The 23,576-nt window shown below is 64.4% G+C and carries 20 protein-coding genes; all 20 read right to left on the bottom strand.

The window, feature by feature from the left end:
• Positions 1-837, bottom strand: a complete 837-nt coding sequence (locus tag I3K84_RS10220; protein ID WP_172205808.1) for a macro domain-containing protein — start codon at positions 835-837, stop codon at positions 1-3.
• A 31-nt stretch (positions 838-868) separates the two neighbouring features.
• Positions 869-1,432, bottom strand: a complete 564-nt coding sequence (locus tag I3K84_RS10225; protein WP_196996035.1) for a TIR domain-containing protein — start codon at positions 1,430-1,432, stop codon at positions 869-871.
• Positions 1,433-1,516: 84 nt separating this feature from the next.
• The gene (locus tag I3K84_RS10230) at positions 1,517-2,134 is read right to left on the bottom strand and encodes a hypothetical protein (protein WP_196996036.1); all 618 of its coding nucleotides are present in this window, start codon (positions 2,132-2,134) and stop codon (positions 1,517-1,519) included.
• 405 nt (positions 2,135-2,539) lie between these two features.
• Positions 2,540-2,737 carry a DUF3606 domain-containing protein gene (locus I3K84_RS10235; RefSeq protein ID WP_196996037.1) on the bottom strand — a complete coding sequence of 66 codons (198 nt, stop codon included), beginning with the start codon at positions 2,735-2,737 and terminating at the stop codon, positions 2,540-2,542.
• A gap of 14 nt (positions 2,738-2,751) precedes the next feature.
• Entirely contained in the window at positions 2,752-3,078 is a 327-nt protein-coding gene (locus I3K84_RS10240; protein ID WP_196996038.1) for a transposase, read from the bottom strand.
• 458 nt (positions 3,079-3,536) lie between these two features.
• Complete coding sequence (locus tag I3K84_RS10245) at positions 3,537-5,420, bottom strand: hypothetical protein (protein WP_196996039.1); 1,884 nt, start codon at positions 5,418-5,420, stop codon at positions 3,537-3,539.
• Positions 5,421-5,706: 286 nt separating this feature from the next.
• The gene (locus I3K84_RS10250) at positions 5,707-6,828 is read right to left on the bottom strand and encodes an acyltransferase (protein WP_011804015.1); all 1,122 of its coding nucleotides are present in this window, start codon (positions 6,826-6,828) and stop codon (positions 5,707-5,709) included.
• 17 nt (positions 6,829-6,845) lie between these two features.
• Positions 6,846-7,895 (bottom strand): glycosyltransferase, encoded by a 1,050-nt coding sequence (locus I3K84_RS10255; RefSeq protein ID WP_196996040.1) that lies wholly within the window; start codon positions 7,893-7,895, stop codon positions 6,846-6,848.
• Between the two features lie 36 nt (positions 7,896-7,931).
• Positions 7,932-8,609 carry a response regulator transcription factor gene (locus I3K84_RS10260; RefSeq protein ID WP_041835869.1) on the bottom strand — a complete coding sequence of 226 codons (678 nt, stop codon included), beginning with the start codon at positions 8,607-8,609 and terminating at the stop codon, positions 7,932-7,934.
• Between the two features lie 31 nt (positions 8,610-8,640).
• On the bottom strand, positions 8,641-10,668 hold the full coding sequence (locus tag I3K84_RS10265; RefSeq protein ID WP_196996041.1) for an ATP-binding protein: 2,028 nt from the start codon (positions 10,666-10,668) through the stop codon (positions 8,641-8,643).
• Complete coding sequence (locus I3K84_RS10270) at positions 10,665-11,609, bottom strand: ABC transporter substrate-binding protein (RefSeq protein ID WP_011804011.1); 945 nt, start codon at positions 11,607-11,609, stop codon at positions 10,665-10,667. Before I3K84_RS10270 ends, I3K84_RS10265 begins: the two co-directional genes overlap by 4 nt.
• 11 nt (positions 11,610-11,620) lie before the next feature.
• On the bottom strand, positions 11,621-13,597 hold the full coding sequence (locus tag I3K84_RS10275) for a TonB-dependent siderophore receptor (RefSeq protein ID WP_083766721.1): 1,977 nt from the start codon (positions 13,595-13,597) through the stop codon (positions 11,621-11,623).
• Between the two features lie 384 nt (positions 13,598-13,981).
• Positions 13,982-15,133 (bottom strand): DegT/DnrJ/EryC1/StrS aminotransferase family protein, encoded by a 1,152-nt coding sequence (locus I3K84_RS10280; RefSeq protein WP_103738560.1) that lies wholly within the window; start codon positions 15,131-15,133, stop codon positions 13,982-13,984.
• A 282-nt stretch (positions 15,134-15,415) separates the two neighbouring features.
• Entirely contained in the window at positions 15,416-15,799 is a 384-nt protein-coding gene (locus I3K84_RS10285; protein WP_011804008.1) for a GtrA family protein, read from the bottom strand.
• Positions 15,796-16,761, bottom strand: a complete 966-nt coding sequence (locus I3K84_RS10290) for a glycosyltransferase family 2 protein (protein WP_196996042.1) — start codon at positions 16,759-16,761, stop codon at positions 15,796-15,798. The genes I3K84_RS10285 and I3K84_RS10290 overlap by 4 nt, the downstream gene beginning before the upstream one ends.
• Before the next feature lie 8 nt (positions 16,762-16,769).
• Positions 16,770-18,218, bottom strand: a complete 1,449-nt coding sequence (locus tag I3K84_RS10295) for a DUF2142 domain-containing protein (RefSeq protein ID WP_135149851.1) — start codon at positions 18,216-18,218, stop codon at positions 16,770-16,772.
• A gap of 39 nt (positions 18,219-18,257) precedes the next feature.
• Positions 18,258-18,908 (bottom strand): acetyltransferase, encoded by a 651-nt coding sequence (locus I3K84_RS10300; protein WP_011804005.1) that lies wholly within the window; start codon positions 18,906-18,908, stop codon positions 18,258-18,260.
• The gene (locus tag I3K84_RS22540) at positions 18,905-21,355 is read right to left on the bottom strand and encodes an ATP-binding cassette domain-containing protein (RefSeq protein ID WP_011804004.1); all 2,451 of its coding nucleotides are present in this window, start codon (positions 21,353-21,355) and stop codon (positions 18,905-18,907) included. Before I3K84_RS22540 ends, I3K84_RS10300 begins: the two co-directional genes overlap by 4 nt.
• A complete protein-coding gene (locus I3K84_RS10310; RefSeq protein ID WP_049756445.1) occupies positions 21,345-22,049 on the bottom strand; it encodes an ABC transporter permease in 705 nt (234 codons plus the stop codon). The genes I3K84_RS22540 and I3K84_RS10310 overlap by 11 nt, the downstream gene beginning before the upstream one ends.
• A gap of 151 nt (positions 22,050-22,200) precedes the next feature.
• Complete coding sequence (locus I3K84_RS10315; protein WP_172751393.1) at positions 22,201-23,526, bottom strand: glycosyltransferase family 4 protein; 1,326 nt, start codon at positions 23,524-23,526, stop codon at positions 22,201-22,203.
• Positions 23,527-23,576: the final 50 nt, after the last annotated feature.

The raw sequence follows: 23,576 nt of genomic DNA on the forward strand, positions 1-23,576 counted from the left end.
TCACACCCCATTCTTCGCCGACTTGATGTCGAAAAGGCTGATCTGGTCGATTTTTTCCTTGTGAATGACGATAGTGAGCTTCGCTGGATACTTGAATCGCATTTCACTGATCCTAAATGTCCACAGCATAATCTTTAGCAGATCTTCATCGCTAATGGTTTTGTGCCCCTTGATACGCGTGATCCCTGATCCAAAGATTGTGGTGGTCACGCTTTTCTGGGCGTACACATTGTTTACCTTGTCCCAAAAGTTAATAAGGAATTCAAGGTACTCGGGCATCGTCAAGACCGCCCTGTTACTCTCGTCAAACTTCGCAAAGGCGGTCAGAAGATAGTCGTCGTAAACGAAAATCGTCCCCAGTCGATATTTTTGCTTTTTTCCCTGTGGTCGATGTTCGTTTCTTTCGAGCAGGTCGCCTTCCTCGAAAGGATGATCTTCAATGAGACTATCCAGTTCGGAAGCGGTGATTCCCAGGTGGTTGTTCACAAAAACCCCGTTCAGAGATCGGTCGCTGATAATCTTGTTATCTACCTGTGTGTCGAAATACTCATTGAACGCGATCACTTTGAGCCCAGGCTGCTGAAAAATGTCGCCGACCTTGACTGTGACGTCACTACCTTCGATGTTGATGTCAATGTGGTTCAGCGTGTTCGACCATACCCAGACCAATAAATAAGCCAGGGCAAGCACGGCCACGAAGATCCCGAGTCCGCACAACTTCCACTCGGCTGGAATCTCGACAAACAACAAGACCACCGACAGCGTTCCGCTGAGGATGGAGGTGATCTCAAGGAATTTCTTGAAGACGCGTTTGTCGAGAAAACTGACTTTTGACATAAACCGGACTGCTTATTTGCTTTCGTTGTGGTTACTGGTTGTACCGATAAATGCCAGGCTCTTTTTTGCTCCCCACCATGAAACCATCATTCTGCAGCGCAGATTTAATCAACTCCTTTTTCATCGGTACATGAAGCGTGGGCACCGCTTCCATTGAGTCCCGAAAAATGGGCAGCTTGTCCCAGAGGTTTTTCACTGACTGCTTCAAGGCCCCGTTCGTAAGGAGGCTTTCCTTTGAATCGTATTCGGGGTAGATGACAATAACCGGGAGCCCCTGATCATTGATGCCGTAATCAATCTCTTCTCGGAGTGCCCGAGAATTCGCAGTGACGGAGCTCAGGAAAAGCACGATATTCTTCGAGTTTCGAAGACGTTCCCGCAGTCTGGGTTTCAAGGTCGACTCCCAGTCACTACCATCGCGAACGTTGTATGTTTTGTCATGGGAGTCATTAAATGGAAATGACGAATCAGCCCCCTTCCATGCCCGCAGCAGGTTGTAATATTGAAAATCCTTTGTCGCATTCGCCCCTAGCGCGCTGGGGTCGAACGGCTCAGCCACATAGAAGGCAGCGTAGTTTCCATTTCGATATGCCATCAGTCATTCCTCCCGAATTTCTGGCTCAACCTATTTAATGACATTTTCAAGGTTACACCCTGATCCGTCAAAAGTTCTTGTCTCTCACCTCCGCCGAAACCGATCCGCCACCCACGCCACCACACCGCGCTTGGCCGGCTGCGTTGCCTGCGCCTCCTCCCGCTCGATCAACGCCTGCGCCTCCTTCACGCCCATGGGCACGATGCCGTCGGCGGTGACGAGCCCTCGGCGTTTCATCTCTTCGTGCCGGTACGGATCACGGCGGTTGGGGATCAAGGCGTACTGGGCCTTGAGCAGTTGCGACTGCGCTTCGATCGACAGATTGCCATCGGCCTCGTACCGCCGCTTGAAGGCATCGCGGTACTTGGGCAGGACGCTGCCGAAGTTGTCCAGGCAGTCGGTGACGCCGGGGATGAAGTGCTTGACCAGTGCCCAGTGGCCCATGCGGTAGACGCCGGCCTGGAAGACTACCTCGTCGTGCAGCCGCTCCTGGTTGGGTGACTGCTGCTTGTAGGCGGCGATAAACACCTCCAGCGCATCAGCCAGTTTCGGTGCGCCGTCGTCAAAGGCCAGCAGCGAGCGCCAGTTGGCAGCCAGTTGGATCAGGCGCTGATGCTCTTTGTCGGAGAACGGCGCGTGCAGCACCCTCTCCAGCGTCTTGACCTGGCTCGACAGGCGGCTGTGCTCGCGGTTGATGAGCACGGCGATCAGGGCGGGATCTGGCTTGACGATGGCGAAAACTCCTTCTCGTCTCTTCCGTAAAGACCCTGCATGTCCGCAAGGCCCTTATGGAAAAAACCCTGCCCCACGTGAGAAGAACAGGGTTTTCAGGAAAACCGTGGTCTGTCCCCTATTTTGCGACTGTGCTTGCCGGAAGCAAAAACAGTCCAGAAACCGACTGCCTGGCAAACCAAAACGACACAAAAAGTACCCTATCGGATTTTTTTACCAGCACAGTCAGATGAGGGACTCACCGGAGCCGAAACCGATCGGCCATCCACGCCAGCGCGCCGCGTTAGAGGGCGAGGGGAGGCGCCAACGAAAAGTGGACAACAAAAAGCGGGGGTCCTTTTTTGGCTTTGGGCACCCCCCACTGAACCGGGGCAATTAGCCTTTTTCGCGAGCTTTATTTTTTTCGAGATACTTCCTTACTGCCGCACCTGAAGTACCTACGGTTTTTACAGCCTCCCTAAGCTTTGCCTCAGTGCAACCAAGAGACTTGCACCAGTTTCTGATCTCGGCAGGATCGTTTATGTCTATACGTTTTGCATCAAGGGGGTGAGTGATGTTTTTATTGTCAGGCATGAGAGTCTCCTTGGTTACATTGAGGAAATTAAGTGGGTGTCCCTTAAATTTGGTGTCCAGCGTTGCAAGACCTCATCGTCACTCAAGCCTTGCGCCCGCTCGGCGTCGATTCTCAGCACGATGTGGTAGTGGTTAGACATCACCGCATAGGCGGCAACATCAATGGTGAAGACCGAAGCCAACTGCCGGATGCGCGCTTCAATCCAGCCGCGCCGGTGCTCAAAGCTGCGGCCCGTGTGCGCGTCTTCCCCACACAAAAACGCGCGCCGCACACATCGGCTCACCACGTGATACCACGGCGTGTCAGCTAGCGAGACAAGTTCCGAGCGCGGGCGGGTCATGGAGGACTCCTTTACTAAAAAGCTTAGCCAAGGGCGGCAGCGGCGTCAACGAAAAGTGGGTGTCCTTTCTTGTTTAGGTGAGGGCGCAGCGGGGGCGGGTCATGGGGTGAGTGTAGGGCGTGCTGATTATTTAGGCAACTAAAGTGGGTGTCCTTTTATTCTAGACAACGTGGTACCAGGGCGTATCGGCCAGGGAAACGAGGGCGCAGCGGGGGCGGGTCATGGGGTGAGTGTAGGGCGTGCTGATTATTTAGGCAACTAAAGTGGGTGTCCTTTTATTCATACTGATTATTTAGGCAACTAAAGTGGGTGTCCTTTTATTCACATGCTGATTATTTAGGCAACTAAAGTGGGTGTCCTTTTATTCATTGGGGACTGGAATAACGGGACTACAGACTTCAGCATCCTGTCCTCCAGGTATAAAAAAGGGGCCCAGAGGACCCCTTCTTCTATTCCGACTAGTATAGGAGCATGTCGAAACTGGTACCAACAACATTATCGTTGGTCAGCTCAACACCCGTGACCTGAACAAGCAGATCGCCTTCGTAACCAGCCTCCTCACTCGTATCACCATACACATAGGTTGCACCATCGAACTCGAACTGAGCGAAGTTCGTGATGTTGGAACCCGGTCCTGCGCCACCAGTGATCTCAGCAACAGCAGCAACGGCTTCTTCGAGGGTTTCTGCACCGTTAACTGCATTGTTAATGAGCGTCTGAGCCGTAAAGCCGTAGAAGCCCTGGAGGAACAGTGTGTCGGCTGCGTCGAAATCGGTAATATGGATGCTGTCGCCAACGATTGGGACAACCTCATCTTCAGTGGCAATTACCAGATTACCGCCGCTGATCGCGAACAGATCGGCACCTTCGCCCCCAGCGAGCGTCACGGCAACGGCATCATCTTCCGACGACTCCTGAGCTTGGACCTGAATGACGTCGTCGCCAGCTCCAGCATCGATTGCGACGTCGTTGGTGTAACGTGCTGTACAAGTAAGGATCACGTCATCACCGGAGCCGCCCGTAACGGACGACAGCTCGATTTCATCCTCAGAACCTGCCAGGACTGCGACGAGGCCACCCGTCGAACCGCTGGCATCGATCGTCTCGATGTCATTGAACCCTTCATCAACGCCAAGGATGGTGTTGGTTGAAAGGTTGATGTTAAGAGTTTCGACACCGCTTGCGCCACCCGCACCACCGATGTCGAGGTCGAGGAAGGCGACATCGTCGTAGTCGAGACCGAACACACCACCGAGTTCATCGGCAGCTTCAACAGTGGTGAGGCTTCCAGAGACGGTAACAGTGTCAAGACCTGCGCCCGTTAGGGTAACCGTGTGCTGACCATCGAATTCGGTAGCGTCATCAGCGTCAATGACAGTGCTGCTCTCGAAAGCAATAGCAGCGTTGTCCGCGGACGCCACAAAACCAACCGTAGCAGCGATCGAAGCAATGTTGCGGAAGCCTGCAGTCTGACCTTCGGCCAAGCCCGAAATGCTGTTTGCCCGATTGATCTGCCAAATCTGCTCGGCACCGGCGAAAGCGCCAGCTGCGAGCGTGCCATCAGTTCCATTAGCGAGAAAGCCATTGGTCTGGTCGACGTTGATGATCTCAACGCCCTGAACAGTGCCCTGAAGGGTCGAAACATCGCCGGTAAGGCCCCCGAAGTCCTGAACCACCAGGTTCAGAGTATCGACGCCTTCGCCACCAGTGACTTGGTCGAACGCGTTGAGGGTGCTCGATGTGACCAATGTCGGAAAACCTGCGTCCTCGGCGACGACAGCGTTGAACGTGTCATTTGCCAAAGTACCATTCACGATCTCGCCCGTAGCAGTAGTGAGCGTGAAGGTCTGGCCGTTAGAAACCGACGTGCCCGGAGCCGTGCGGCCTTCTGCAGCGCCGAACTTGACGTAGTGAGCCAAGGCACCATTGGTGGCGCTGCCGCCAAACTGGGCCAGGTTGGCGTTCACGTAGGCGGCCACATCGGGGTAGGCAGTCAGGTAAGCGGCGCCGTTGAACGTGGCCAGAGCGGCGTTGGGCGCGCGGCCCTCGTCCAGGCCGTACTGCATGAAGTGGTACAGCAGGTCGGCCGAGTCGAAGCCCTTGCCCTTCAGGTCGGCGAAGGCATTGGCGTAGTAGGTGGGGTCGAACGTGGCGTTGGGTTTGTAGCCGCGGGCTGCACCGATCTGCACGAAGTGCTCGATGGGCGACAGGGTGCCCTGGTAGTCAGCCATGTATTGCTGACCGTAGAAGAAGGAGTCGAACGCGACAAAGTTGCCCGTCTTGGTGTTGGGCAGTGCGTTCAGGGCTGCTTGCAGCTGAGCGCCGGTGGTGAAGTACGTCATAGGAAAAGCCTCTTTCAAACGTTGAAAAAATCGACCGAAGAGGGGGGCTTCCCCGCCCGTCGACCCGTATGATTCTATCGGTAGTATTTGGCAACACCTGCGCCCCGGAAGGCTTAGCTCCACGACTACACCCCCGGGTTCCGGCCGCCCTTTTTCAGCCGGATTTTTTCCTTGCGAATCAACAACTTAGGAGCATCATCTCCTATATGAAATCGACTGTACTAAGCCCAAAGGATTAGTCCGATTGTGTTGCATATTGACAACGCACTGCGCTGCCTGCAGGACCTCAGCTCAGGTAGCCGCCGCGCAGCGCCAGGAAGGGGCGCTCGATAAGGTGGTAGGTGATGGCCGACAGGGCCAGCACGGCCGGCAGCAGCAGGGCGCCGGTGGCCAGGGCGTCCGCCACCGGGCCGGCGCCGGTGGCCAGGGGCGGCAGCCGGGCGTTGTAGGCCGCGATCACCAGGTTGTGCAGCACATAGGTGGAAAAGCTCACGGCCCCCAGGGCCGCGAGCGCGCGGTCGATGCGCTGGCGCAGCGCCTGCGGGCCCGGCCAGCGCGTGCACAGGTAGACCCCGACGAAGACGGCCCATAGGGCGGCCTCCAGCCCCGGCCAGATGATCCACACGGGGCTGGCCAGTTCGGAAAACCCCACCTTGCGGCTGAAGGCATGCAGCCCCAGCAGCAGCGCCAGGCCCGCCAGCGCCAGCCACAGCGGCGACAGGTGGGGCGCCACCGCCCCGCCCGCCCGGGCGGCGCGCGCCTGCAGCGCCTGCCGCACCTGCCAAAAGCGCGCGAGCAGCATGCCGATGATGAACTGGTCGAGCCGGCCGAAGAGGGTTTCGTAGGCGATGAAGCGCACGCTGCCGCTGGCCGCGTACACCAGGGCGCGCACCAGCACCAGCAGGCCCAGCCAAGCCCAGAGGTAGCGGCTGCCGTGGCGCCGGCTGAAGGCCAGCAGGAAGGGAAAGATCAGGTAGAACTGGAACTCGACCCAGATGGTCCACAGTTGCACGAAGTACGGCGACAGGGGCACGGTTTCCGACCGGAAGGGCATGAGCCAGCCCAGCAACTGTAAAAACCCGTAATTGCGCTGGTCGTTGTAGGTGCTGATGAACAGCTGCAGGAAGACGGCAAACACGAACAGCGGGTAGATGCGCAGCACGCGGTTCTTGATGAAGCCGCCGTAGTGGATGTGCCGTTCGCCGGCGATCACGGTGAAGATGAACCCGCTGATCACCATGAACAGGGCGATGCCGGTGTGGCCCTCGTCCACCAGCGAGACCAACGGGTTGCCCGAACGCAGGTCGCCCACCTGGGTATGGAAGTAGTGGAACAGCACCACCAGCGCCGCGGCGAAGAAGCGCAGGTGGTCGAGGCGGCTGAGGTAGGCGTGCTGGGTGGTTTGCATCTGGTCGTGGGGGGCGGTCAGCCGCCGATGCGGTGGGGGTTGGCGGCGGCGGTGGCGGCGATGTAGCGCCGCCAGGCGGTGGGGTCGCCGCCGGCCGGCGGCGCGGCGGCGGGGCCGGGCGCATCGAGCAGGCCGCCCGCGGGCAAGGCATCGAACCAGGCCTGCAGCGCAAAGCGCTGGTGAAACGGCGTGCCCAGGGCCAGGGCGTGGCAGGCCAGCTGCTCGACCAGGCTGGCGCCCTGGCCGGCGCCCTGGCCGGCGAACTCGGGGAACACCTGCAGCAGTTGCGCCGGGGGCAGGCGCAGGTAGTGGCGCAGGATGTCGGCGCGCTCCCAGGCGTCGCGGCGCACCACCTCGGGCCGGGCGCCGCTGGCGTTTTGCTGGCCGCTGCGGATGCGAAACGCGGTGAGCGGCTCGGGCAGCACGTGGATGTCGTAGCGCATGCACACGCGTATCCATTGGTCCAGGTCGGGCACCTGCGCCAGCCGGGGGTCGTACAGGCCCACGTTCTGGTAGACCTCGCGGCGCAGCAGCGCCGTGGGGTGGCACAGGGCGTTGCCCTGGTCGAAGAAGTGGCGCAGCCATTGGTGGCGGCCGCGGTTGGGCTGGTGGAAGACGGCGTGGTCCTTGTGCGCGGGGTCGTGGAAGGGCTGGCCCTGCTCGTCGATGAAGCTGGGCCAGCCGAAGACGGCGCCGACCTGCGGGTTGTGCTCCAGGAAGTCGATCTGGCGCCGCAGCTTGCCGGGCAGGAACAGGTCGTCGGAATTGAGCACGGCGATGTAGCGGCCCCGCGAGCGGCGCAGGGCGTCGTTCATGGCCAGGCAGGCGCCGCGGTTCTGCGCAAAGGCGTGCAGGTGGATGCGGGGGTCGCCCAGGGCGGCGACGTGCTGGGCGGTGGCGTCGGTGGAGCCGTCGTCGGTGACGAGGATTTCCAGGTCGTCGATGCCCTGGCTCAGCGCGCTGCGCAGGCAGTCTTGCACGAAGGGGGCGTGGTTGTAGCTGGCCACCACCACGCTGACCAGGGGCGCGCGCGCGCGGCGCCGCAGAAGTTGGGCAAACAATGACATCGGACTGGCCCGCAGGATGCCGGGCACGGGGTTGCTTCAGTGGTCCGCGGCAGCGGCCTGCCGAGGCGTGGAGGGAGACGGGCTCAACATGCCGTATTTGGCGATCACCTCGGCGCGGCTGCTCACGCCCAGGGTGCGCAGGATGCCGCGCACATGGATCTTGACGGTGGGCTCCGCCAGGTCGAGTTCGCGGCAGATCTGCTTGTTGGACAGGCCTTGCAGCAGCAGCCGGAACACGTCGGTCTGCCGCGCGGTGAACCCCAGGGACGCAATGGAGACCGGGGCCTGGGGCCCGGCCGCGGCGGGGCGGGCGGCCGGCTTTTGCAGCGCCTCGGGCGGCACGTAGACGCCCCCCGCGGCCACGAGCCGAATGGCCGATACCAGCACCTGGTTCAGCGACGACTTGGGCAGGAACCCACGTGCGCCCTGCTCCAGCGAATGGAGGACGATGCCGGCGTCGTGGTCTGCGGAGAGCATGATCACCGGCAGCTGCGGCAACCGCTGCGTGAGCTCTTCGAGCAGGCTCAGGCCGCTGACATCGGGCAGCTGGATGTCCATCAGCACGAGGTCGATGTCGGCATGCTGCTCCAGCTGCTGCCACAGCGACGCGGCGTCCCACGCCTGCACGCACTCGGCGAGCAGCTCGGAGCGGCTGAGGATGGCTTGCAGGCCCTCCCGGACAAGGCCATGGTCGTCAACGATGAGGATCTTCACGAGGCGCGATATTACAGGCACTCGGCGCCCGTCAATCCCTGGGCGGGGTGGCGGCGCCCCCGGCGCGCCACAGTTGCACCAGCACCTGGCGCAGCTCTGCCGGCTTGACGGGTTTGTAGAGCACGCGCAGGCGCTCGGTGCCCGACTGGCCCAGCGCGGCGTCTTCGGTGTCGCCGGTCAGGATGACCGCCGGCAGCTCGGCCGCCCAGTGGCGGCGCAGCGCGTCGATGAGCTGGCGGCCGTTGAGCGCGCCGCCAAGGCGGTGATCGGTGACGATGAGGTGCGGGCGCCAGCCGTCCTGGCCCAGGGCGGTGAGCACCGCGTCGGCGTTGGCGTGGACGCGGGCCTCGCCCCCCCACAGCTGCAGCAGGCGCGCGTAGCCGTCGCGCACCAGGGCATCGTCTTCCACGAGAAGGATGCGGCAGCCCTCCAGGCCGGGCGATGCCGGCGTGGACGCGCCGTGCGGCGGCGGCACGCCGGGCGCCGCCGGGGGCGCGACTTCGCAGCGGGGCAGCTGGATGTGGAAGGTGGCTCCGTGCCCCAGGCAGGAGCGCACGCCCACGGGGTGGTCGAGCAGCCGGGCCAGGCGCTGGACGATGGCCAGGCCGAGCCCCAGCCCCTGGCTGCGGTCTCTTTGCGGGTTGTGCAGCTGCACGAATTCCTGGAACACGGCCGCCTGTTCGTCGGGCGCGATGCCGGGGCCGTTGTCGCGGACCTGGATCACGCAGTGCGCGCCGCGCAGGCGCACGGCCAGCAGCACGCAACCTCCCGGCGGGGTGTAGCGCAGGGCGTTGGAGAGGAAGTTGCCCAGGATGCGCTCCAGCAGCAGGGGGTCGCTGCGCACGCAGGCCTGCGAGCCGTGGATGACCAGCGCAATGCCCTTGCGCTCGGCCTGGCGCTCGTAGGTGTCGCGCAGGCGCAGCAGCAGGGGCTGCAGCTGCAGCGGGGCGCGCTGCAGGCGCACGGTGCCGGCGTCCAGCCGCGAGATGTCGAGCAGGGCGTCGAGCAGCGCGCTCATGGCCTGGCTGCTGGCCTCGATGCGCTCCAGCAGCCTGGCGCGCTCGTCACTACGGCTTTCCTGCTTCAGGGCCTCCAGCAGCAGGTTCAGGGCGTGCATGGGCTGGCGCAGGTCGTGGCTGGCGGCGGCCAGGAACCGGGTCTTGTCGCGGTTGGCCTGCTCGGCGGCATCGCGCTGCTCGCGCAGGGCCTGGGTGGCCTCGAGGACGCGCTGCTCCAGCCGTTGGCGCGACTGTTCGAGTTGTTCGGCCATGCCGTTGATGTCCTGCGACAGACGTGCGAACGAGGGGATGGCGCTGGCGGGCAGCCGGATGCCGATATGGCCCGCGCCGATTTTTTGCGCCGCCTGCACCACGGCCTGGATGCGCTGGTCGAGGCTGGTGCTGATGCGGCGCGCCATGACCCAGCCGCTGAGCAGCACCCCCGCCAGCAGCACCATGACGCGCAGCCCGAAGTCGAACAACTCGGTGCGGATGCTGCGCGTGCTCACTTGCACGATCACATGGCCTTGCGGGGGGGCGTGGCGCTGGGGATGCGCCGCCTCGGGCAGGTCGTCGACGTCCAGCAAGGGGGTGCGCACCGGCTCCAGGTGGGCCACCCAGTGCGCATTGTGTTCGCTGACCCCGCCCCCGCCGCCACGCCTGGAGGCCTCCAGCATGGCCTGCAGCTGGCCGGGGGGGATGGCCTGGCCCTGGGCGGGCGCATGGCGGGTGGCCAGCACCCGCCCGTCAGCAGCGATGATGGTGGCCGAGATCACCGAGGATTCGCGCAGCACGCCCAGGGCGATGTTGTCCAGCGCCGCCTGGTTGAAGGAGAAGATGCCGTAGTCCGCCGCCACCGCCAGTTGCCGCGCCAGCAGCTGGGCGCGCTGCTGCAGCTGCGCCGCCAGGTCGGCGTCGCGCTGGCGGATCACGTAGCTGCCCCAGACCACCGCAAACACCAGCACCGGGAGCATGGCCAGCCACATCAGGCGCCCGCGCAGGTCCATGCGGTGCCACGCCAGCGGGTGCAGCAGGCGCGCGGCGATGCGCCCAGGCGTCATTCGCTGCTCTCCAGCGCTTGCAGGCGCTGCTGCACCGCGGCCTCGTCGGGCAGGTTGAGCCCCAGGCTCTCGGCCAGCGGCCGGTTGATGGCGATGCTGAAGTTGCGCGGATAGCGGGGCGTGGGCAAGGCCCCGCCGCGCCACAACTGGCGCGCCACCTGGGCCGCCTCCTGCCCGATCTGGCGCGGTGTGCTGTAGGCCGCGGCCAGCGCCCCGGCGCGCACGTAGGCGGCCGAGTAGCCGATGACCGGCACCCGGAACCGGAAGGCGGTGAGCAGCAGGTTTTGCGCGGTGGATACGTTGATGACGTAGGGGTCTGGCAGCGCCAGCAGCACGTCCGAGGACCTCAGGACGGACTGGAGCGCCGGGTACAGCTCGGTGTCGCGCGCGGCCTTCTCCGTGACCAGCGCCAGGCCCTTGGCGGTGGCCAGCGCGCGGATGGCGTCGAGGTCGCGCTGGTGGGTCGGTCCCACCACCAGGCCCACGTTGCGGGCGCCGGGCAGCAGGGCGCGGATCAGCTCCACCTGGCGCTGCGGGGGCTGGTCGATGTAGATGGCGGAGAGCCGCCGCGCATTGCGCGGGGGCGGATTCAATGCCTCGAAGGAGGCCCGGGGCACCATGACGCTCAATAGCGGCCAACGCGCATCGGCCGGTGCCAGGGCCACGGTGCGGCGCGTGGCCTGCAGCCCCACGGCCAGCACCATGAAGGTGTCGCCGGGCAGCGGCAGGGCGCTGGCCTCGGCGTCGAGCCCGACCAGCTGGATTTTCAGCCCCGGTACGGATTTCAGTTCCTGGCGCACGGCCTCGACGAACTCATCGTAGGCCGCGCCCTGCCCGCTGGTGACGATGCCCAGGGTGTTGGCCTGCACACCCAGGCAGAGCAGCAGGCCGGCGGCGCCCAGGATATGCCTGAGCAGGGCGCGGACGATTGCGCGGGCCATGAGCGTGCGCCTCAGTATTCCAGGCTCACGGCAAGCCACAGTTTGCGCCGTTCGCGCTGCAGCTCCCGGAATTCGTCGGATTGCCCGAGCGGCTGGAACCAGCGGACGGCGACATGCACATGCGAGCCGTTGACGCGCAGGGAGCGCGCCACGCGCAGCGAGGCAAATCGCTGCGCGCCGACCTGCGTGGGCTCGCCCAGCCAGCGCATGGAGCTCATGCTGGTGTAGCCCAGCCCCGTGGTCCAGCCCCGGGGCCAGGCATGCGAGACCAGCAGGCCGGTGCTGCGCCGCGCGATGGTCTGCGCGATGACCGCGGGCGAGGCCTGGGGCCGGGCAAAGTACTGGTTCCAGCTTACGATGGTGCCGCCGGCGGGGCGCCAGCTCAGCTGGTACTCCACCCCGCGGTTGATGGCCGAGGCGTTGTTGCGCAGGTCATAGGCCGCCGCATTGGGAGCAAAGGTTGCGCCCATGGGCAACAGGGTCAGCCTGCCGGTGACGATGCGCGAGAGTTTTTCCTGAAACAGCCGTGCATCCAGCGTCAGGCCCTGCTCGCGCCATTGGCCCAGATACACCAGATCCCAGGCGTTCACCCTCTCTGGCAGCAGCCCTCCGCTGGACAGGTAACGGATGTCCAGCGTGTTTCCTTCGTTCTGGATGCGCCAGTCGGCGCGCTGCTCAAAAATGCTGGGGGTGCGAAACGCAGACGAGTAGCCGAGCTTGAAGGTGTGTGCGGCCAGCGGCTTCCAGTTGATCGCCAGCCGCGGCGCCCATTGGGTGGGCGCCAACCGGTCGCGCTCGACCAGGCTGCCGAAGTTCAGCGTCCAGTGCGTGGAGGGTCTCCATTCGGCATTGAGAAAGCCCAGCCATGAGGCGTTGGTTTGGGGGGCGCCGCTGTTGAAGAGCTGGAACGCGGTGACGCTGTCTTGCCGGTAGCCCAGCCCCCACGAGGCTCGCCATTGCGGCGACAGGTCCTTGAAATGCTGGTAATCCAGCGCATAGCGGTTGGCGCGGCGACGGCCGTCGATGTGCAGGGAGCCTTTGTCGAGCAAGGGGATGTCGAAGCTGTCGTCGCCGCTGTCCTGGGTCGAGGACATGGTCACGCTCCACTCCTGCCCGGGGTCGACAGTCTGCCGGTAACGCGCCTGGAGGGAGGCCGATTCCGCGATCTCCGTGCGCGGGGGGTCGCCCACCCGCTTCTCGAAGCCCGAGCCCAGGTGGCTGCGGGTGATGCCGGAGGTGATGGACCACTCCTGGGTACTGGAGGGCTGGAATTCGGCGCGCAGGTCGAGGTAGTTGGTGCGGTAACCGTCGGGACGCCCGGCCAGGCCGTCGTCCGAGCGCTGACCGGCGGCAATCCGCCACTGCGCTGCGGGCTGCGCATGCCCCCAGCGGATGTGCCGGTCGGCCACGCCGGCGCTGCCCTGCACGACCTCGGCCCGCACCCCCACGCTCTGCGCGGCGGCGCGCGTGACGATGTGGATGACCCCCAAAAAGGCGTTGGCGCCATAGGTGACGGAGTTGGAGCCGCGCTGGATTTCGATGCGCTCGATCTCGTCGAGGGGCACGCTCAGGGCGCTCCAGTCGACCCCGCCAAACAGGTAGGGGGCATACACCGAGCGGCCGTCCACATAGACCTGCATGCGCTGCGATATCTGCCCCGACAGCCCGTGGTAGGCCACCACGGGGCGCCCCCCGGCCGAGGTGGCCACCTGGAAGCCGGGCACCCAGCGAAACACTTCCGTCAGCTCGCGCGCGCCCGTCAGGCGGATGAATTCGCGATCGAGCACGGTGAGCGCGCCGGCGGCGTCTTCCAGCTGCTGCGGCAGCCGCGAGGCGGAGTAGATGTGCGGTATCTCGCTCAGGTAGTCCCGCTCCGACAGCTCGTAGCCCAGTTCGTCGGCCTGGGCCGCCAGGGTCACGCCGGTACTCAGAACGATGCAGGCACACCCTGCAGGCAGGCTGCGGCGAGACACTCGGAAATACTTCACGATGGATCCAGGAATCAGGCAGGTATTGACATACGACCTTGCTTACGCGGCGCTGCAGCGATCTTTCCCTTGAAAGCATCTGGACGGTATGGCGTTGCATGGCCAGGCCGGTCAGCCGCGCGGCGGGGTCGATCGCGGACCTGCGGGAATGGGCGTTGGCCGGGTCGGACTGGCCCCGCCCTCACGAAGGTGTCCACCGTGTCAAGGATACCCCATGGCATGGGCACTGTTACCGGAAGTTTCTAGAGCGCCTGTCCCCGCCGGCATGCCGGCACCAAGGGGCTATAACGCAATTTTCATAGCATCAAGCGCTTGCCTGGCAAGCACTACAGGCATGAAACACCTTAATCACTGCTTGCGCCAGCCCATGCATGGCTGCGATGCTCAGGCGCGCAGGCTATGCACGATGGTGTCGCAGATGCGGTGCACGTCGTCGCCGCTGAGAGCGCCGTACAGGGGAAGCGCCAATACCTCGGACGCGACCCGGTAGGCGTTGGGAAGCTGTTGCGGGCTGGCGCTGGGCAACTGCCGATAGCAGCTGTACTCACTGCACAGGGGGTGGAAGTATTTGCGCGTGATGATGTTGTAGCGCTTGAGGCGCTCGTGCAGGGTGTCGCGGCTGCAACCGGCCTGCTCGGCGTTTACACGCAGCACGAGGTATTGCAGGCTGTTGGTCACGCCGGCGGGCATGGCATGCAGGCGCAGGCCCTCGATGCCCGCGAGGCGCTGCTCGTACACCTGGCGCACGGCGGCGCGGCGCTGGCGCTCCTGGCCGACATGGCGCAGCACCACACGGCCCAGCGCGGCCTGCAGCTCGCTCATCTTGCCGTTGATGCCGGGCATGACGACCTCTTCCTCGTTCTTGATGCCGAAATTCTTCAGCAGGTCGATGCGCTGCTTGAGTTCGGGGTCGTTGACCGCCAGCGCGCCGCCCTCGGCGGTGTGGAACAGCTTGGTGGCGTGGAAGCTGAGCATGGTGGCATCGCCAAAGCTGGCGATGGTCTGCCCGTCGATCTGGGTGCCGAAGGCATGGGCACCGTCGTAGACCACGCGCAGGCCGTGGCTGCGGGCGATGCCATCCAGGGCGTGCACATCGCAAGGTACGCCGTAGACATGCACACCGAGGATGCCTGTGGTGCTAGGCGTCACACGGGACTCCACGCCGGCCGGATCGATGCACAGGGTTTCCGGGTCGATGTCGGCGAACACCGGGGTGATGTTGTTCCAGCGGAGCACATGCGGCGTGGCCGGGAAGGTGAAGGGGGTGGTGATGACTTCACCGGCAAGGCGCAGCGCCTGGCAGGCCACGACCAGGGCGATGGTGCCGTTGTTGAAGAGGCTGAGGTGGGGCACCCGCAGCCACTGCACAAGCTCGGCCTCGAGGGCACGGTGCTGCTCGCCACCATTGGCCAGCCAGCCGCTGTCCCATACCTCCTGCAGCAAAGCGGTGTATTCACTCAGCGGCGGCAGCATCGGCCGGGTGACGTAGATGGGCTGGGCGAAGGGAACAGGCGTCGAGGCGTGGGGAGTCAGCATGGGCGGCAGTCTAGCGAGCGGGCTCTGGAGCGCACCAAGCGCGCACCCCAGCGTCGGCTCGGGTTTTCAATCAGGTAATGTAGCAATGCCGCCAAGGCCAGGGTGAGGACGATGTTGGACAGCAGCGCCTGCCAGCCACGCCCCCCCCAACGCGTCAATGGCAAAGATCATTCCCACATGGATGAGGTAGATGGGGTAGGAGATGTCACCCCGCCAGTGCAGGCAACCGGTGACGTTGTTATGGTGCGCCCCGCTCACCATTCGGGGACGATCCCTGCACGCCTAGCGCGCGAACACGAAGCGGCTGGAGGTGTAATAGTTGACCGCCATCCCCGCCAGGGAGCCGAAGGCCACGCCGAGCCAGGGCTGGCGCATGGCCAGTGGCAGCCACAACAAAAGCGCGGCGTATGCGCCATAGTTGACCAACCCGCCCAGCACCATCGTGGTGACGTAGCGCATCCACTCCCCTGCGCTGGCCTGGCTGCCCACGCGAAACGTGAAGCAGCGGTTGAGCCACCAGGTGGCCGTGGCGGCGGCCATGAAGGAGCCCAGGCGCGCCAGGAAGGGGTTGACCCCGCCCCACTGCACCATGGTTTGCAGCAGCCCGGCATCCACCACGAAGCCGGCCGTGCCGACCAGTCCGAAGCGCAGCAGCCGACCCGTCAATCCTGGCTCCCGACTGACGCGCCTACCGTGCCGGGCAGGCCGCTGCACGGAATGCCGAGATAAATCAGCCGGCGTACTTCCTGCCGGGTGTGGGTGACGTTCTCAAGGATGAGGCCGCAGGTCAGGGACAGGCTGGACAGGAGCCCCAGGCCGGTGGCCAGCACGGCGGTGGGCAGCCGTGGCACCAAGCCAGTTTCGACATAGGTCACGGCCAGCGGCACGGCCAACGCCACGGCCAGCAGGGCGAGCAATGCGCTGATCAGGCTGAAAAACAGCAGGGGGCGTTCGAGCCGGAACAAGCGCACGATGGTGTTCAGAATGCGCAAGCCATCGCGGATGGTGTTGAGCTTGCTGAAGGAGCCTTCTGGCCGCGCCTTGTACGGGGTATCGACTTCCGCCACCGGCATGCGCAGCTCGAGTGCATGCACCGTCAGCTCGGTCTCGGTCTCGAAACCCCGCGCCAGGGCGGGGAAGGATTTCACGTAGCGGCGGGAAAACACCCGGTAGCCCGACAGCATGTCGGTGAAGCGCCGCCCGAACAGACGGGCTACGAAGCCCGTCAGCATGCGATTGCCCAAGCGGTGTCCCAGGCGGTAGCTGTACTCTTCGATGCTTTCGCGGCGCCCGACGACCATGTCCAGGCCCTCGGCCAGCAGCAGGTCAATCATTTGCGGGCTGCTTTCGGCGTGGTACGTGGCATCGCCATCGACCAGGACGTAGATGTCGGCCTCGACGTCGGCAAACATGCGTCGCATGACGTTTCCCTTGCCTTGCAGGGGTACATGGCGCACCACGGCGCCCAGACTGCGCGCGATGGCCACGGTGTTGTCACGCGAATTGTTGTCGAACACGTAGATCGTCGCCTGCGGCAGAACCCGCTGGAAATCACGCACGACCGTCCCAATCGCCACTTCTTCGTTGAAGCAGGGTATCAATACCGCAAGACGCAATTTGTTATTCATAAAAGAACCTAGCTGGCCCAATAAAAGCGGAACTCCCCCATCCCCTGCAACAAGGATACCGTCTGTAACACAAGACCCAAAATCAACAAGGGCGCACGCCACCGCTGAAACACCTTTCCGAACGGCGCCGCACAAACCAGCGCCCAGCCGATCAGCAAAAAGACGAGCTGGAAGTAGCGGCCTTGCACGCCCTGGATGACGGCAGCGTTCGACGGCGAAAAGCTGAGCCAGAAGGCCAGGAAGATGACGCCTGTGAACAGCGCGGCGAGTGCCACCATGAACGCGGAGGCACGCAGATCTCGGGGCTGATGGCCGTCGGATGCGGCAATCGCAAGCATCGTTGCCAAGCCGGCCCAGGACAGCGCCCTGGGCGCATTGGTCATAAAGGGCGGCGGATACCCCCCCATCCGGCCCCAACCGTCCAGCCACATCACGGGCAGTTGATGGAGCAGGCTGTGAACAAAGTATTCCAGGCCGGCAAGCGGGGCATGCACGATGCTCAGCAGTACAGCCTTCGGGGCCGCATCAGTCCCCCAATAACGCCCCGGCATGAAGGGGTAGACGGCATTCCAGGCCAGCGTAAGCACCAACCCTGCACCAATGGCCGCCAGCAAGAAAAAACCTCGCCCACGACGACCGCCGAAATGCCGCGCCGGCACGAGCAGCGCCATGCCGGCCAGCAACAGATAAATCGGTTTCAGCAGGGACAACGACACCAGCATCAGCCCGAGGCCCAAACGCCCGCGGCGTGACAGGCGGGCCGAATCATCGAAGCGCAGCCGGAGGCACCAGGCGAAGAGCAAGGCCGGCAGGGCAAAATTGAGCGGGTCTGCGCTCACCGATGCCGCCAGATACAGCGCGGGGGCCGTGAGCGCCAGCATCACCACCAGGCGCCGCCCGCAGGGTGCCACCCAAGCCGCTGCTGCCATCAGCGCCACATACGCCAGCAGGTTGGCCATACGGCCAGCGATCATCTGCTCGAAGACTCCGCCTCCCAGATGACGCGCCACTGCGATCCCGGAGGCCTGTGGCAGGTACGCCAACGGTGAAAATGAGGCGCTGCTTGGAAACGAGGCCCGTGCCATGCCCTCGTTGTCTGCAAGCGCTGCCGAGACTTGCCTGGCCTGGCTGAGGCTGAACGCGGAGGAGCGTTCGAAGTGGGAATTCGCCCAGCGGGCGAATTCAAGTGCGGCTACGTCTATTTCTCCGCCATAGTCCTGCCCCTCACGCCGGTCAGCAAGAAACTGACCATGCGAGACCTGCACCGCCCGTTGCCAGTGATAGACCTCGTCTGGTGCATTCAGTGCCGGCGACAGGAAGCACATGGCCATGCCGACGCAAACTGCCAGAACCGCCATCGCTCCCAGCAAGCGGCGGGAGTATCGAAATGCGTGTCCGCCGTTGGCGAATGGTTGTCCTGGCTCCGGGTGGACAGACCCATTGGCGTGAAATGCCATGCCCCAAATGCCTCCTCTCACCCATTAGGGATCTTTTCATTAAGGTCTGGTCGGGCGTGCAGGCGCCCCCACCGCCACGCAATTGCCAGGCAAATCATGCACCACGGCGGCGCCGGCGCCGATGACCGCGTTGGCCCCCACGCTGACGCGGGGCCGAAAGCAGGCCCCGGTGCCGACATCGACCGCCTCGCCCAGCGTCACCCCCCCCGGCAGATGCACGCCGGGGCCGAGGCTGACGTATTCGCCCAGCACGCAGTCGTGACTGATGGTGCAGGCCAGGTTGATGCTGGCATGGCGTCCAATGGTGACATCGACATTGATGCAGGCGCCGGCAAACACCACACTGCCGGGCCCCAGGTGAACCCCTTCCGCCAGCCAGGCCCGCGGGTGGACCAAGGTGGCAAAGCGCAGCCCGGGGTGCTGCTGCCGCAATTGGGCTGCGATCCTGCGGCGAGCCCGGGAATCGCCTACGGCGACGATGCAGTGGGCGCCCGGGTGGGCGGCCAGCGCCTGCTGGCTGTCCCCCAGCCAGGGGGCAGGCAGGGGCATGGGATTCCCGGGGGCGGCGCCGGGGTCGGCCATGAAACCGAGCAGCTGCCAGCTGCCGGGCTGGGCCTGGTTGATGTCGCGCACCAGCTGCGCCACTTCGCGCGCGTGGCCTCCGGCACCGAAGAGGATGAGGGGCGTCATGGCAGCGGATTCTCTTCCATCGGCACCGGCAGCCCGAGCCGCTGGGCCACGCTGCGCAGGATGCGCTGGCGTTCGCCGATCTGCCGCTCGGGGGCGTACAGCTCGCGCGTGAACACCTGCCCGGCCTGGCCGATGCGGGTCAGCACCGCGGGGTCCGCGAGTATCTGGCGGATGCGGATTTCGATTTGCTGCGCCAGAGAAACCTCGGAGGCGGCGTCGAGCATCAGCATGGATTCGCCATCGACGTAGCCGGGATTTTGCTGCAGGGCATCGGTGGCCATGACGGCAACGCCGCACAGGGCGGCCTCTACGCAGCAACCGGTGGGGAAACCGTCGAAATTGCCGGGATGCAGGAGGTAGGGCTGGTTGGGCGAGACGATCAGGTCCATGCGGGCATAGAACTGACGCAAGTCCTGCGTGGTCAGCCGGCCGTGGAACTGGATGCGGTCGCCCAGCGCGCTGACGTCGATTTCTTCGGGTGTGAAGCCACCGCCCACGATGTGCCAGCGCAACCGGGCGCAGTCCGCCAACGCCAGGGCCGCCGCGATGAATGCGGGGTAGCCCTTGTTCGCGCCCTGGGGCATGTAACGCTCGGCCACGAAGCAGATGTCCAGCACCGCCTTGTCGGCCATGGCGTCGCGCGCGGGCGCCTCGACCTCGAGATAGAGCGGATTGACCACCACGCCGTCGATGCGGTGCAGGGGGGGCAAGGCCAGGCCACGCCCCGCGGCAAACCGCTGCACATAGTCCTGCGTGACGCCTTGGGTGACGATGAGGGCCTGCAACAGCGGGCAGGCCAGCACCGCGGCCAGCTTGGCGTCGCTCTCCGGCTCATCGAGGCCGAAGCCACCGCCGGGGTACAGGGTCAGCACGAAAGGCACCCGGTACTGCTGCAGCGCCGGCAAGAACTGGTGCGCGTTGTTCAGGAAGTTCAGGAACGCCAGCCCTGCTCCTGCCAGCCAGGCCGGTGCAAACGGCCGCACCCGATGGGCGAGCGCCGGGTAATGCTCGGCATAGCGCGCATGCTGCGAGGCAAAGTCGCCCAGGCTGGAGAGCACCGACAGCTGCGGAAAGGCCGCGAGGTGGGCGTTGTATTCGGCCACCCGAAAACCCGTGAGCAGGTTGGGGAAAAAATCGTCCAGCACGAGCCATGGGGCATGCGGGATGACGCTCAGGTCCTGCGGGGGTTCGATCAGGTCGCTGAGCGGAAAATGCGCACGCGGCATGACGTGCAATGTGGCGACGTCATCGGCCCACAGGTGGAACACGGCGTCGGTGTAATGCGCCACATCGGCCATGCTCGCCGCCAGCACGGTCAGGGCATAGTCGCCCTGGTGCAGGTGCACGGGAATGTCGAAGGCCAGTTCAAGCACCTCGCCCGACTGCCAGGCGCGGCCATGCACCTCGGGGCGGTCGCTGCTGTGGCCGCCCAGGATATGCTGGTTTTGCCGATTCTTGATGTGATACGACACGACCAGGTGCCGGCAGGGCTGGCGCAGCTGCAGGCGCAGGCGCAGGTGCAGGGTGTCGCCGTGCTGGGCTCGGGCTTCGGTGCCGAACATGCCCGCCACGCCCCAGCCGACCGCGAGCAGTGCGACCGCGCCCGTGCCTACGCCGGACGGCAACAGCGCCTCAGCGTCGGACGCGGCAGCGGCGGCCGGCGCATCCGTGGGCAGGTCGTGGGCTGCGTTGGCCTGGCGGATCCAGTCGTGGTCGTAATCGCGCGTGACTTCCGGAGTGGCTCCGAGGGCGCGCACTCGTCCGTGATCAAGCCAGAGCGCGCGCTGGCACAAGGCCTTGACGGCCGCGATGTCGTGGCTGATGAACAGCAGGGTGAGGCCGTCGTCCAGCATCCGGCGCATGCGGGTCATGCACTTGGCCTGGAACAGGGCATCGCCCACGGCCAGGGCTTCGTCCACGATGAGGATGTCGGGGTTGACGTGCACCACCACGGCGAACGCCAGCCGCACATACATGCCGCTGGAATAAGTCTTGACGGGCTGGTCGATGAAGGGGCCGATATCGGCGAAGGCGATGATGTCATCGAGCCGTTCGGCAATCTCACGCTGGCTCAAGCCAAGGATGGCGGCATTGATGACGATGTTTTCGCGTCCGGTGAATTCGGGATTGAAGCCGGTGCCCAGCTCCAGCAGGGCGGCAATGCGTCCGTTCACCTGCACTTGCCCGGCCGAGGGCGTCAGGGTTCCGCAGATGATCTGCAGCAGCGTGGACTTGCCCGCGCCGTTGCGCCCGATGATGCCCAGGGTCTGTCCCCGCGCCAGCTCGAACGAGACGTCGCTCAAGGCCGCGAACTCTCGGAAGTAGTTCTTGCGCCCACGCCACAGCGATTGCAGCAGGCGATGGTGCGGTTTGTCGTACAAGCGGTAGGTCTTGCCCAGGCCCTGCGCGCGGATCGCCCAGCCGCCGGATGGTATTTCAGATGACATCGGCAAACCCCTTGCGCGCGCGCTGAAAAATCCACCAGCCGGCCCAGAGCGTGGCCAGACACCCCGCTGCATGGGCACTCCAGTGAGCCCAATTCAAGCCCTGTCCATGGACCAGCAGGCTGCGGGTTGCCTCGATGGGCACCGTGAGCGGATTGAGCAGCAGCCAATGCTGCCAGTTGGGCGGCAGGCTCTCCAACGGGTAGAAGACCGGGGAGAGAAACAACAGCAATGTCGCGACGAATCCGGTGAGTTGGGCCAGGTCGCGCAAATACACCGTGAGGGCCGCAAGCATGAGGGCAATACCCGCCACCAGCGCCACCAGCGGCAGCCATGCCAGCGGCCATAACCAGGCGGTCGCCGGCAAGCCCTGGGTGAGCACCAGGGCCAGCAGCAGCACGGCCGAGCCAATGAGGAACTGCACGACCGCCGTACCCACCACGGCCAGCGGCAGCAGTTCCATTGGGAACACGACCTTCTTGACATAGCTGGGCTGGGCCAGCACGGCCGCAGGCGCACGCGACAGGCATTCGCCCAGCATGCCGTGCAACAGCATCCCGGCAAACAGGGACAGCGCAAACGCGGGGCTCAGCGCCCCGTCACCCACCTTGCGCACCGGCGTGAAAACATAGCCGAAAACGAATACATAGACCGCCAACATCACGCAGGGCAGCAGCAAGGACCAGAGCAGGCCCATCAGGGAGCCTCGGTACCGGCTGGCGACATCTCGCCGCACCAGTTGGCGGAGCAAAAAACGGTGATGCCAGAGGCTGCGCAGTAACTGCAGCGGGCTGCTCGACGGTCGCAGCCCAATGCTGCTGGAATGAGTGTTCACGATAGGAAGCGGTTCACACGGTGGCGGGGATGGCAGGGGCGTCACCCAGAAGCTTGGCCGCGACATCGGCGGCCCAAGCAAAGCCCGGGCCGCAAGAGTCCAGGAACCCACCCTGCCAGACCATCTCGGAAGCGTTGGCGGGCATGCAGGAGGTTTCGCCATGGTCGAAGGCTTGCGTCAGTGTGCGCAATGCGGCGGAGAACCCTTCCGGGTTGGGCGGCGAAGCCGACACCAATAGCGGCGAAACGCCGGAGAGATCCTTGTTCGCAAAGCGGTTCACGACCACCCGGGCGCCGAAGGCGGCCATCTCCAATGGCGGATAGCTGGGGTGTGGCGAGACCATCAGCGAGAAACCCACCGCCGTGCGGCACAACAGGTCGGCATAGGCTTCGATGCTCAGTTTACCAACGCTGTGCAGCGTGCAGCCGCTGCCGAGATCGATCGGAGCGAACGCTTCGCCTGCGGACAAAATGCGCCATTGGCGGGCCTGAGGGTAGTGCCTGGCCCAGAGTCGCAACGACGCCACGATCAGGCTGAAGGCGTTGCGCTCGGTGCCAGGACGGCCATAGACCAGCAGAATCCGCTCCTTGGCAAAGGTTTCGCAACGCGCGCGGGCGGCCGCAAGGGCGGGATGCAAGCGTGGCTGCAGGACCTCCTTGACGGGAAACGCATAGCCTTGTGCAGCCAGGTAGTCGGCAAGCCAATGCGAGTTCATCAGCGCGATGGTTCTGCCAGGCTGCTCATAGGTCGCCTGGGCCAGCAGGTAGCGCGACGACCATGGGTAGAAGCCTGGCTCGTAGTCCTGGATCAGGTACAGGAGGCGCCGGGCAGACGCCTCGGGCACCTGTGCTCGCTGCCAATTCAACAGTGCAAAGGCGTTGTGGGCCGTCCACCATGCCGTGGCCATGAAATGGTCCTGGGCATGAACAGCCAGCGTCTGTCCCCAGCGGGAGCCTGCGGCAACGATGTGATCGCACGGCGGTGACTCACTGGCCATGGGCACGATGGGCCAGGCACCGTAGTAGGCATCGCTGCGGGGCTCCGGCGTCGCCTCGTCCGTCACGATGATGCGCGCTTGGTCAAAGTACGGCCGCAGGGCATCGAAGACTTGCAGGGCGGTTTCGATGCCGCCAAATACGTGCCGTTGCGAGACCGCGGGCACCATCAGGTTGAGGCGGGTACCGCCCTGCGCCACGGCCGGCCGTGGATCGATCGGCAGGACCTCTGCAATGTCATGGTTTGGCGAGGCCGTGGACATAGCCTGCTGCTGACGGTACGCCACGGCCAGTTTCTGCAGGCCGCTGCGCACGGGCTGGTAGCGCGCCAGTCGCGCCAACACGCGGGCCGTGGTTTGGGTGAATGAGTAAGCCATGCCTTGAACTGCTGCGC

It is taken from the genome of Diaphorobacter sp. JS3051 (assembly GCF_015832135.1).
GTDB lineage: Bacteria > Pseudomonadota > Gammaproteobacteria > Burkholderiales > Burkholderiaceae_C > Diaphorobacter > Diaphorobacter nitroreducens.